Genomic DNA, 11,391 nt, shown 5'->3' with positions numbered 1-11,391 from the left:
GAACTAAATGACCAGAATGGTATATTGGTCATTTTTGATTAAAAAAAATGGAGGACTTCGTTATCTTCTTTTACCCTAACATTTCCAGTTCTAATCTTCAACAGTCCCAAAGTCATAGGACCTCAGGACAGGGATTACGATATACTTATGATTTCTTTAACAGAATCTGAATAGCGGACTCCATCTCTAATGGAGCAACTGTCGTTTCATAACGGCCATGGACGTTTCCACTGCGGTCAATCAGGAATTTGGTGAAATTCCATTTGATCCCGTCTCCTTGGTACAATTCTGGATGCTTCTCCTTCACAAAAGTGTCCATCCACTGACCTTGCTTCGTGTCCAGATCATAACCTTGAAATGGCGCTTCTTCAATCAGATAACGGAACAATGGATGCATCGATTGCCCCACAACCTCAACCTTCTCGAGGATCGGAAAGGATATCTGAAATTGACTTCTGCAATACTCGGCTACCTCAGCGCTACTGCCAGGTTCTTTGTCGTTAAACTGGTTGCACGGGAACGCCAGAATCTCCAGCCCCAGATCACCATATTTCTCATACATCTGCTGAAGTTCACTGAATTGACGGGAGTAGCTGCACCGACTTGCTGTATTCACAATAAGTAGCACCTTCCCTTTAAAAGCAGAAAATTCACCCTCGTGTCCCTCCATAAACGGAACTTGGTAAGAAAATATACTCATCTGTACTTCTCCTCCTCTTTCTCTTTTGTATCTCATATGAATTCTCTCTTGAGATGGATTATACACCTCCATCATTAATAGGTGAAATATATAATTAATATAATTTTAATAGCTTTTAACTATAGCAAAAAAAATAAAAAACTGCCCTCTGCAGTCAAATACTGCATCTCGGACAGTTATCAAAATCATGATGTGCCATCACGCTCAACACATCGTTAACCCATTATTAAACCATATACAATGCCTGGTCCGTGTACCCCAATGGTTAAATCATTTTCAATATCGGAAGAGCGGCTTGGCCCGGAAATAAAGTGGATGCCTGCCGGAAGATTCTCTCTTCCCACTTCATCAAATCGATCCAGCGTCTCACCCAGTCTGGTGTACAGTCGATCCACTGGAATAATGATGATGAGTACCGTAGGCAAGAGACTGACCGAACGACCTTTTTCCGGTGAAGAAAGAACAGTGACCGAGCCTGTGTATGCTGTTGCATAATCCGCCATAACCACACCGATATCAGCCTCAGCTGCCCGAGCCTTCCAGTTCTCATCCGCCTGACTATTCCACACTGAGATCTGTACATCCGGAAGCTGCTCTTCCAATCCGAGATCCTGTAACGCCTGTTCATTCTGACGAATGATATACTTGGCACTCAGTTCATGAGATTTGTTGGCTATAAATTGAGATACTTCCTCCATGTTCTGAACCCGGGCAATGTGTGCGCCTACACTTACAAAGTTATCGGTAAATGCTTGAATACGCTTCTCTTCATCCCATTCCAATTCAGTCCAAAAGTCAGGTGCTCCCCGAAAGGGTTGGGTCGGCGCATGGCGTTGCCTTGGTCTTCTCAATTTCGAAGCAATGTCATTCATGAACTGCTCCTGTTTCTCCATGGACTTCTTCTCCAATTGTGCAAGCCATTGCTGATGTTCAGTGACCATGCTTAGTACCCTCCCCCTCTTCTCGTTCACGAATAATCTGCTCCATGCGACTGCGAACGGAAGAATCCATGGCCGGTTGCTCCTGGTTCAGTTCCTGATCCAGTTTGTTCCATTGTTGCCGGAAGGATTTCTTGGCGAGGCTTGGCGCAACCCGATACTTGTTCCAGCCTTTGAGTGGACCCAGCTTGAGAGTAATGCCGTTGTTGCGTACAACTGCCTTCTGCCCAATCTGTCCCAGACGTATGGCCGCACTGAAACGTTTGGAATTGGAAACCACGGCGGCAAAACCCTTCATACCCATGCTTTCCATTTTGTTTCCATGGCCGTCTTCCACTTTACGCCTGCGTAAATAAACGAGCATATCATGCAGCGGAATTTTGACCGGACATGCTTCATAGCAGGCCCCGCACAGACTCGAAGCACCCGCAATATCGTTCCATTCATCAATGTTGCCATTGAGTGCAGGTGTCAGTACCGCGCCAATCGGACCACTGTATGTTCCACCGTAGGCATGACCTCCAATATGGCGATATACCGGGCAAGCATTCAGACAAGCACCACAGCGAATACAATTCAGCAGCTCCTGGAATTCAGGATCACCGAGCTGAAGGGATCGACCGTTATCTACGATAATAATGTGCATTTCATCCGGCCCATCCGCATCCGCTGTACGGCGAGGACCTGTGATGCCTGACATGTACATCGTGAGTTTCTGACCTGTTGCAGAGCGTGGCAACAAGGTTGCCATGACCTCCAGATCCGTCCACGACGGGATGATCCGCTCCATGCCCATCAGTGTAATCTGCGTTTTTGGAACAGTGGATACCATACGGGCATTACCTTCATTTTCGAACAAAACCATGGAACCTGTCTCTGCAATCGCAAAATTGCAGCCGGTCATGCCGATATCTGCTTCGAGGAACTTCTCGCGCAACTTTTTGCGAACAAATCCGGCAAGTACCGTTGTGTCCGGCTCCAGAATTTCACCCGCTTCCTTCGATAACAACTCTGCAATCTGGTAGCGGTTCTTATGGATGGCTGGAATGACAATATGAGAAGGGGCTTCACCTGCCAACTGTATGATGTATTCACCCAGATCGGTCTCAATGGCTTCAATGCCCGCCGACTCCAATACATGATTCAGGTGCACTTCCTCCGACACCATCGATTTGGACTTCACCACCGTAGAAGCCTGCTTGTGCGCCGCAATATCCAGCGCAATCGCCGCTGCTTCCACCGATGTATCTGCAAAATGAATATGAACCCCGTTCGCTCGGGCATTATTCACAAATTCATTCAGATAATAATCCAAATACGCAATCGTATGCAGACGAATCTGACGGCCACGCTCCCGCCATTCATCCCAATTCCCATGTTCTTCTGAGGCAGACTTCTTTCCGTTACGCAATCGTTCTGTCGTGAATTTGACCGCTTTACGCAGAAAATCATCGTTCAAGGCCAGTCCGGCACGTTCTTTGACCGTAGTATCCATAACTCCCGGTTGGCTCATCCTGTTCGCACCCCCTCATACAGTAGTTCCGCCAGATGCATCACACGCACCGGTTCATTCCGATAACGCAGATTACCTGCGATATTCATCAGACAGGCCATGTCCAGACCAACCAGCACTTCAGCTTGTGTCTCTTTGACATGATCAACTTTCTCCGTCACCATCGCTCCCGAAATATCGGACATTTTAATGGCAAACGTACCCCCAAACCCACAGCAATCCTCAGCGAAAGGAAGCGGAACCAATTCCAGTCCTTTCACCTGAGAGAGCAGCGCCATCGGTTCATCCTTCACACCAAGCAGACGGCTGCCATGACAGGATGGATGATAGGTTACTTTGTGCGGAAAACGTGCGCCCAGATCGGTTATCCCGAGTACCTGAACGAGGAATTGAGTAAACTCATAAGCTTTGGCTTCCAATCGTTTTGCCTTCTCCAACCATACTGGTTCATCCGCGAACAGCTCGGGATAATGATGAATCATGTACGTACACGATCCTGAAGGACATACCACAAAATCACTGTCGTCAAACGCTTCAAGAATCGTTTTGGCCGCTACCCGAGTCTCATCCCAGTACCCGCTATTGTAGGAAGGCTGACCGCAGCAGGTCTGCACCGGCGGAAAATCCAGCCGAACGCCATGAGCGGCGAGCAATCTGACCATGGCTTCCCCCACTCGGGGATAGATGGCATCGCTGAGGCAGGTAATGAATAAGGAGACCTTCATAATTACACGCTCCTATTAACTGATTAGTAGATAAATTGACTAAGAATATTTACACTGGACACTCCGATGACAGAATAACCTTCCGATCGCTGTTATCCCCAGATTTTTTAATTTACTTTTTAAAGGGTAAAATCCGGGGATAAAGGCGCACGCTTCGCTTCTTCAAGTTATTTCTGTCCTCTCCGTTTCGTGTAAATGTTTAGTTCAATTAATATAAGTAAATTCTAAAATCTTAAACTGTAATAATCCCTATATCGTATCCGCTCAAACGTTCTGTCTGTTCAGCCTCCAATGGCTGATTGGTAACAATCATATGGACTGCATTTAACCCGGATACTCGGGCAAAAGCACGGACACCAAATTTACTGGCATCTGCAAGTAAGATGACCTGATCGGATATGCCAACCATCTTCTGCTTCAGCCTTGCCTGGAGTTCATTGGATTCACTGATTCCTCCACCTTCGAGATGTACACCTTTGCACGACATAAACATTTTATCCACGTGATACGTTTCCAAAGAACGCTCCGCCAGCGGCCCAACAAAAGATAACGAGCGCGATGCCAGCTGGCCCCCTGTTGAGATGACCTCAACCTTGTCACGGTTGCTGAGTTCAGTAGCGATTTGGATCGAGTTGGTTAAGACCGTCAGTGGGAAATCCGGCATGTTCGCTGCCATATAACCTGCCGTTGTGCTCGCATCCAACAGAATGCGATCACCCGGATTAATCATCGCCAGAGCCGCTTGTGCAATCCGTTTTTTCTCTTCCGCATGGGTTGTCTCCCTGATCCGGTAAGGGATCTCCGGTTGATCTTCCTTCACACTTACTGCACCACCGTGAGACCGGCGCAGTCGTCCTGCCTGTTCCAGCCGATCCAGATCCCGCCGGATCGTTTCCTCCGTCACCCGGCAGCGCTCACTAAGCTCGGATACACGCATACTGCCCTTTACATTCACCATCTCCACAATCCGGTCATACCGCTCGGCTGCCAGCATGCTACACCTCACTCCCCGCTTGTGAATTAGATGAAGCCGTCACACGCAGAAATCTGCCGTAAGCATCTTCCCAGATTGATCCGTCCTGCGGCTCATACACAGTTACCGGAAATGAATCACGAATGGCCTTACGAGCTTCCCAGATATCTTTAAAATCTCCGCTCGCCATCCATTGCACAGCCATATTCCCGATGGCACTTCCCTCTGCCGGACCTGCCCATACCGGCTTGCCAATGGAATTTGCAGTCCACTGACATAACAGGCGGTTCTGGATGCCTCCACCGACCATATGCAATCCGTTGAACTTCTGACCCGACAATTGCTCCGTCCATTCCAGAACTCTTCTATACTTCAATGCCAGACTCTCCAGAATTGCCCGGGCAATAGCCCCCTGATCCGCTGGTACCACTTGCCCTCTATCACGACAATACTGCCGTATACGCGTCGTCATATCTCCTGCTAGCATGAACAGTTCATCATCCGTATCAAACAAACTGGCAAATGGGGGTGCCTGTTCCGCCTTTGCCAATAACGCATCATAGCTAATTCCCTGCCCCTGGCGCTCCCACTCCCGCATGCTTTCCTGCAAAATCCATAGTCCCATAATGTTCTTCAGCAGACGGAATGTTCCGCCCGCCCCGCCTTCATTCGTGAAGTTCAAAGCCAGACTCTCTGCACTAATTGCCGGATGATCTATCTCCGTCCCCATCAGGGACCAGGTTCCACAGCTCAGATAGGCAAATGAACGTTCCGTTGCAGGAACAGCCACAACGGCTGAACCCGTATCATGCTCCGCAACAGCGATCACGGGAATCGGGGACAATCCCAGATCATTACAGATACTGCTTCGCAATTGTCCAACACGGGTACTTGGCAGCACGGCTTCACCAAACAGTTTCTCCGAAATACGAATATGCCCCAGCAACTCACTATCCCACTGCCCCGCTGATGGATTGTATAATTGTGTTGTGGTTGCATTGGTGAACTCATTCACCGCTTCCCCTGTCAGGAAATAACGTAGCAAATCCGGAATCATGAGAAAACGCTCTGCTTCATGAAGTAACGGGGAACCGCTGCGTTGAAGCGTGGCCAATTGATACAGGGTATTAAAGCTAAGAAACTGTATCCCTGTACGTTCGAAGATTCGCTGAGAGCTCAGCTCTTGGCGTACCTGATCCATCATGCCGTTAAACTGTGTATCACGGTAATGATACGGGTTACCCAGCAACTCACCATTACTGCCAAGCAAACCAAAATCAACGCCCCAGGAATCGATCCCCAGACTCTCCGGATTTTCCCCCTGCTGCTTCACAAGGGTAAGCCCTTGCAACAATTCATGATGCAATCGCAGAATATCCCAGTGCATCCGCTCGCCAACCTTCACTGGTTCATTCTTGAACCGATGAATTTCCCTCGTTTCGATCCCACGATCATTCAGATGTCCCAGTAGCGCTCTCCCGCTCCCAGCGCCCAAATCATAAGCCAGCACACTCACCGCGCTTCACCAACCTTTCGAACCAACCCTATTTTCCAAACACTATCTCTTGATTCAGTCCGTAACCCTGTACTTTATTCTGTATTTATTGTTTGTTTGTTTTTGTTTAATACTGTTTAACTTTATTTTACGAGTATATCACCATTGTAAGCGTTTGAATACCCTTCGGTTTTTCTTTCTTTTGGGCATAGCAAAAACGACTCTCTCCCACCTGGGAGGAGCCGCATTTCTTTTTTTACGTATAAAATTGACCTTTGCTTACCCCCGACTGGGGCTGTACATCTCTCTCAAAATGCTTGAAGCGTGTCCCCTGATATGTCAGCATCCCTCGATCATTTTCCACCATCATGCCGTAATGGTTTCCGCCAACAATTAGTTCAGTGCGCTCCCCATTGTCGAATTCAAATGTAACATAATACCGGGTAGTCGCACTGCTATCGCCGCTTCCACCTGAGACTTCCGTTCGTTTGGCCACCACTGTTGAATGCAGGGTTAACAAGGCTGCTGCGTTATTTGACATCCCTGAGCGTATGCCTGAAATAATAACAAAAACAATAACTCCCGCAATGATGAGAAATATGCCGCCAATGAAAATCGAGGCAAATGCATTCATTGTAGCAAACTCATTAAATCCCGAAAAAAAACCACCCTGATTACCTTCAAAACCTGGTACTCCATTCATGTCGTCAAACACACCAAAGCCGTCTACGCTTAATTGGCCCATCGATGAGGACACGCTCGTTAACGCCATTCATCATCGTTCCTTTCCCCTTGCAAAAATAAGATGCACCGCCCCCACGCAAGGAAGGCGGTGCATGCAGACAACCCGTTCTGCCTTGTCCGTATACTATATGAACCAGATCAGGAATACAGACGTTCAAGTTCGTCGACCAGACTGCCGACATAAGCAACCGCAGAGCGAATCGGCTCAGGTCCGGACATATCCACACCCGCAAGCTTCATTAACTCCTGTGGGGTGAGACTTCCACCAGCTTTGAGTGCATCAAGCCAGCGATCTACCGCAGGCTGTCCTTCTTCCCGAATCTGCTGTGCTGCCGCGGTGGAAGCCGTCAAACCTGCTGCATAGGTATACGGATATAGTCCCATATAATAATGAGGCTGTCTCATCCACGTCAGCTTGGCCCCTTCATCAATTACCAGATCAGGTCCCCAGAATTCGGAAAGGATGTCTCCTTTGAGCTGACTTAACGTCTTCGCCGTAATTGGCTCATCATTGGTTGCGCATGCATAGACCCTACGCTGCAATTCACCTTCCAGCAGATGTGTAACAAAGTTATGGTAATACGTATTCAACAGTTGCAAAATGACCCAGCGACGCATTCTCGGATTATCGGAACGCTTCAATAAATGATCTGCCAGCAGCATCTCATTCATGGTCGACGGTGCCTCAATGAAATAAAGAGATGGCCGTGTATTCGTGAGCCGTTGGTAACGTCCCGCAAGCATGAAGTGGCCTGCATGCCCCACTTCATGGGCAAGTGTAAATGCTCCGCGCATATTGTTTGCCCATGAAATTAAGATATAGGAGTGTGAACCATATATAGAGGAGCAAAATGCCCCTGTGGATTTGCCTGCATTATCTGCGTAATCCACCCAGCGATCACTGAATGCGCGCTCTACGATCTCGCCGTACTCCGGCCCAAGCACATCAAGTGCTTCTCGAATGAGTGTGCACGCCTCATCATATGTAATGGCAGGGCTGAATTCAGGATCAAGCGGCGCCTTCAGATCACAGAACATTAGCTTGTCCAGACCCAGCTCACGTTTCTTAAGAGCTGCCAGTCTGCGCATATGCGGTGCGAGTTCCTGCTGGATAATATCCAGAATATTATTGTACATCTCTTTGCTCACTTGCTGTGGGCTAAGAAGCATATCTGTAACATCGTCGTAACCACGCAGCCTGGATAAAACAACCTGTTTCTTCACTTCGGTTGCATAACCTTCTGCGAACGTATTTTTGTAATCATTTAATGTCGAGCTGAATGCAGCATAAGCAGAACGGCGCAGCTTTGTATCGGATGACATCTCATAATTATTTTCATAGAATGACCAGGACAGTGGACGATTATTGTCCTCTCCATCAAGAGCATCGTCAAACGTCATGTCTGCCAGTTTACCGCGCAGATAGATACGGTATGGCGAATCCAGTACCTCTCCAAGTGAAGCGAGTACCTTCTCGGTCTCAGGCGTAAGCCGATGTGCTTTTTCTCGAATCAAACGCTCCAAACTGCGCGCATACGGCTCCAATCCCGGAAGTTCTTGAATATAACGCTCTACAGTTCCATCCGGCAGATCAACGATCTCCGAATTGACAAAAGACAAGGACGACGACAGATTTGATAGGATATCCCCTGCCTTGGCTGAATTCTCAATATTCACCGGATTGGTGCTGTCCTCTGACTGCTTCAAGCGGGCATAAGAAGCCGTCTTGGCGATCCGCTCCTGCAAAGCTTCACGCGCATCCAGACAAGCCAGCAATTGTTCAGTCCCTTCGCCCAGACGCCCTTTGAACGTTTCGATCTGGGCAGCAGCCTGAGGAAGTGATCGAAGCTCCTGCTCCCACTCTACATCGGTTACAAACAAGTCTCTCAGATCCCAAGTGGTTTCTGGGTTTACCTCAGCACGTGTACGTATTTTTTCCATCTTTAATTGTCATCCTCCTTGCATTTTCCAATATCTCTCATCGTATCATATTCTGCTCATCTATACATGACAATGATTACTCCTTATTACTCCGCTGGCAGAATAGCCTTTCGATCGCTGTTATCCCCGGATTTTTTGATTCTCTTTTTTAAAGGTGAAAATCCGTTGATAAAGGCGAACGCTTCGCTTCTTAAGTCTATTTCTGCCCGCTGCGTTTGGAGTAAACTATTGATCCACTGTCCAAAATTTAAAAGTAACTAAAAAACCGCTGGTTTATGGAAGTATCCATTTACCTAGCGGTCATTCTGAATATAACTTATTTAGCTTTCTTTCCAGATTACATTTTCGCCATAGTTTTTACCCCAGTTATACATCGCATGCAGGACGGGCATCAGGCTTTGACCGTGATCTGTCAACGTATACTCCACCCGAGGAGGTACCTCTGCATATACCTTGCGCTCAATCAGTTTGTCTTCCTCCAGCTCACGAAGCTGGTTGGTCAGCATCTTCTGGGTAATATGAGGGATTAGGCGTTTCAGTTCACTGAAACGTTTGGTGCCTTCCAGACCCAAGTGCCACAAAATAATCAGTTTCCATTTGCCACCAATCACCGCAAGGGTCAGTTCCTTCTCACAGTTGATTTCTTTCAGATTAATCCGTTCCTTCACTTCGGATGCCATGGCTCCGAGCCCCCTCATCTTCAATCTTATATCGCGTATACTACGCATATCACGGGGACACTTCACACGAAGTAAGCTTTCCGCTCCATGCATGATGTAATAAGTACATTCATTCGATACAGCTATCTATTAATTCTACTACAGCCTGGTCGGGATGCAAAGTTTAAGTGAAAATTACGAATAAAACCTATACACATAAATGACTGTGCATCGCAGAAAAGACCAGAACCCTTTACAATCAAAGGATTCCGGTCTTTCATCTATTCACTATTCCAGGTTCGCGTGGCGGCCAAACATATCCGCTCCGGTCATACCCTTCATTTCCATCATCGTAAGGATGAGAGCATCCATGCCGATTAACAGTCCTTGTTCGAACAACGAGCCCATCGGCTGAATGGTTACTGCGGCTCCGGAAGTTGCTGTATCCTCTTTGGCTGAAGCCGGAAGACTCACTACCGTAGTTGCCAATTGTCCAATCGTGGACTCTGGCTTAATCGTAATGAGACCAACAGGTGCACCAGCTTGACTAGCCTTTTGAGCCATGGCTACCAGACTGCCTGTCTCTCCTGAGCCAGAGCACAGCAAGAGGAAATCCTTCGAGCTGATCCCAGGTGTTACGGTCTCGCCCACCACATATACACGAAGCCCCATCTGCATCAGTCTCATGGCAAAAGCCTTTCCCATAAGTCCTGACCGGCCTGCTCCTGCTACAAAAATCTGTTCCGCAGCCAGAATGTGCTCAGCCATCGCTTGCATCTCTGCATCGTCGATCTGGCTTAACGTACGTTCCAGCTCCTTCAAGATGTCAGCTGCGTACTGTGTTTTGCTCATCTGCTTACCCTTGTTTAACGAGACGTTGCATTTCAGCTGCAACTGCCGCTTTGTCTGCTTGTCCTGTGATACCGCCACCCACAATAACCAGATCCGGTTGTGCTTTGATCACTTCTGGTAATGTTTCCAGCTTGATTCCACCAGCAACAGCCGTTTTAGCGTTTTTCACAGCAGCTTTGATCGTTTGCAGATCTTCGAACGGGCTTTGTCCTTCAGCTTGCAGGTCATAACCTGTGTGTACACAGATATAATCTACGCCAAGCGCATCAATTTCACGAGCACGTTGTTCAAGGTTAGGCACGTTGATCATGTCCACAAGAACTTGTTTGTTTTGTTTCTTCGCTTCTGCTACTGCACCTTTGATCGTACTGTCATTGGTTGCCCCAAGCACAGTGATTAGATCCGCACCAGCTTCAGCTGCTTTCATGATTTCATAACCACCAGCATCCATGATTTTAAGGTCTGCAAGAACTTGCAGATTAGGGAATGCTTCTTTCATTGCTTTTACCGCGTGCAAACCTTCATTAATAACGATTGGAGTACCAATCTCAACGATATCAATATATTGTTCAACCTCTTTAACCAGTGCGATACCTTCAGGGATATTTACCAAGTCAAGCGCCAATTGCAATTTCATCATTTATTTCTCCTTTGTTGTTCAAGTATGATTTGTTCCTGTAAAAATAATAATCAGATATTTAGCCTGCACCAATTGGTCTGTTCAGATGCATGCAGTGTTTGTTTTGGCTACTCACTCATTGTAGACCCTGACTATCCATTCAGGAAGTACGCACTTTGAAGTGGGGTAGTTACTTGGGCGATACTATTGATAATTGTTCGTTGTTAGGTGA

The 11,391-nt window shown here is 47.4% G+C and carries 11 protein-coding genes; all 11 read right to left on the bottom strand.

Annotated elements, in window-relative coordinates:
• Positions 1–145 precede the first annotated feature (145 nt).
• The 11 genes from BS614_RS16350 to hxlA all read right to left on the bottom strand — a co-directional run bounded on the left by BS614_RS16350 (position 146) and on the right by hxlA (position 11,177).
• Positions 146–700, bottom strand: a complete 555-nt coding sequence (locus tag BS614_RS16350; RefSeq protein WP_074094735.1) for a glutathione peroxidase — start codon at positions 698–700, stop codon at positions 146–148.
• A gap of 215 nt (positions 701–915) precedes the next feature.
• Positions 916–1,641 carry a LutC/YkgG family protein gene (locus BS614_RS16345; RefSeq protein WP_074094734.1) on the bottom strand — a complete coding sequence of 242 codons (726 nt, stop codon included), beginning with the start codon at positions 1,639–1,641 and terminating at the stop codon, positions 916–918.
• Complete coding sequence (locus BS614_RS16340; RefSeq protein WP_074094733.1) at positions 1,631–3,151, bottom strand: LutB/LldF family L-lactate oxidation iron-sulfur protein; 1,521 nt, start codon at positions 3,149–3,151, stop codon at positions 1,631–1,633. Before BS614_RS16340 ends, BS614_RS16345 begins: the two co-directional genes overlap by 11 nt.
• On the bottom strand, positions 3,148–3,876 hold the full coding sequence (locus tag BS614_RS16335; protein WP_074094732.1) for a (Fe-S)-binding protein: 729 nt from the start codon (positions 3,874–3,876) through the stop codon (positions 3,148–3,150). Before BS614_RS16335 ends, BS614_RS16340 begins: the two co-directional genes overlap by 4 nt.
• A gap of 232 nt (positions 3,877–4,108) precedes the next feature.
• Positions 4,109–4,870, bottom strand: a complete 762-nt coding sequence (locus BS614_RS16330) for a DeoR/GlpR family DNA-binding transcription regulator (RefSeq protein WP_074094731.1) — start codon at positions 4,868–4,870, stop codon at positions 4,109–4,111.
• A gap of 1 nt (position 4,871) precedes the next feature.
• Positions 4,872–6,365 carry a rhamnulokinase gene (locus tag BS614_RS16325; protein WP_074094730.1) on the bottom strand — a complete coding sequence of 498 codons (1,494 nt, stop codon included), beginning with the start codon at positions 6,363–6,365 and terminating at the stop codon, positions 4,872–4,874.
• 235 nt (positions 6,366–6,600) lie between these two features.
• Entirely contained in the window at positions 6,601–7,116 is a 516-nt protein-coding gene (locus BS614_RS16320; RefSeq protein ID WP_244898143.1) for a DUF2500 domain-containing protein, read from the bottom strand.
• A 110-nt stretch (positions 7,117–7,226) separates the two neighbouring features.
• Positions 7,227–9,029: an oligoendopeptidase F gene (pepF, locus tag BS614_RS16315; RefSeq protein ID WP_074094729.1), complete on the bottom strand. Its 1,803-nt coding sequence runs from the start codon at positions 9,027–9,029 to the stop codon at positions 7,227–7,229.
• A 320-nt stretch (positions 9,030–9,349) separates the two neighbouring features.
• Complete coding sequence (locus BS614_RS16310; protein WP_036608849.1) at positions 9,350–9,709, bottom strand: winged helix-turn-helix transcriptional regulator; 360 nt, start codon at positions 9,707–9,709, stop codon at positions 9,350–9,352.
• A 267-nt stretch (positions 9,710–9,976) separates the two neighbouring features.
• On the bottom strand, positions 9,977–10,540 hold the full coding sequence (gene hxlB / locus BS614_RS16305; RefSeq protein ID WP_074094728.1) for a 6-phospho-3-hexuloisomerase: 564 nt from the start codon (positions 10,538–10,540) through the stop codon (positions 9,977–9,979).
• 4 nt (positions 10,541–10,544) lie between these two features.
• A complete protein-coding gene (gene hxlA / locus BS614_RS16300; RefSeq protein WP_036670570.1) occupies positions 10,545–11,177 on the bottom strand; it encodes a 3-hexulose-6-phosphate synthase in 633 nt (210 codons plus the stop codon).
• Between the last annotated feature and the right edge of the window lie 214 nt (positions 11,178–11,391).

Origin of the sequence: Paenibacillus xylanexedens (assembly GCF_001908275.1) — a bacterium.
Taxonomy (GTDB): Bacteria; Bacillota; Bacilli; order Paenibacillales; family Paenibacillaceae; genus Paenibacillus; species Paenibacillus xylanexedens_A.
The sequence above is the reverse complement of the archived record's forward strand: the minus strand, read 5'-3'. Positions and strand labels throughout refer to the sequence as shown.

Coding starts and splice junctions, on each gene's coding strand:
- BS614_RS16350 (WP_074094735.1), bottom strand. CDS start 700: ATGAGTATATTTTCTTACCAAGTTCCGTTTATGGAGGGACACGAGGGT.
- BS614_RS16345 (WP_074094734.1), bottom strand. CDS start 1,641: ATGGTCACTGAACATCAGCAATGGCTTGCACAATTGGAGAAGAAGTCC.
- BS614_RS16340 (WP_074094733.1), bottom strand. CDS start 3,151: ATGAGCCAACCGGGAGTTATGGATACTACGGTCAAAGAACGTGCCGGA.
- BS614_RS16335 (WP_074094732.1), bottom strand. CDS start 3,876: ATGAAGGTCTCCTTATTCATTACCTGCCTCAGCGATGCCATCTATCCC.
- BS614_RS16330 (WP_074094731.1), bottom strand. CDS start 4,870: ATGCTGGCAGCCGAGCGGTATGACCGGATTGTGGAGATGGTGAATGTA.
- BS614_RS16320 (WP_244898143.1), bottom strand. CDS start 7,116: ATGGCGTTAACGAGCGTGTCCTCATCGATGGGCCAATTAAGCGTAGAC.
- pepF (WP_074094729.1), bottom strand. CDS start 9,029: ATGGAAAAAATACGTACACGTGCTGAGGTAAACCCAGAAACCACTTGG.
- BS614_RS16310 (WP_036608849.1), bottom strand. CDS start 9,709: ATGGCATCCGAAGTGAAGGAACGGATTAATCTGAAAGAAATCAACTGT.
- hxlB (WP_074094728.1), bottom strand. CDS start 10,540: ATGAGCAAAACACAGTACGCAGCTGACATCTTGAAGGAGCTGGAACGT.
- hxlA (WP_036670570.1), bottom strand. CDS start 11,177: ATGAAATTGCAATTGGCGCTTGACTTGGTAAATATCCCTGAAGGTATC.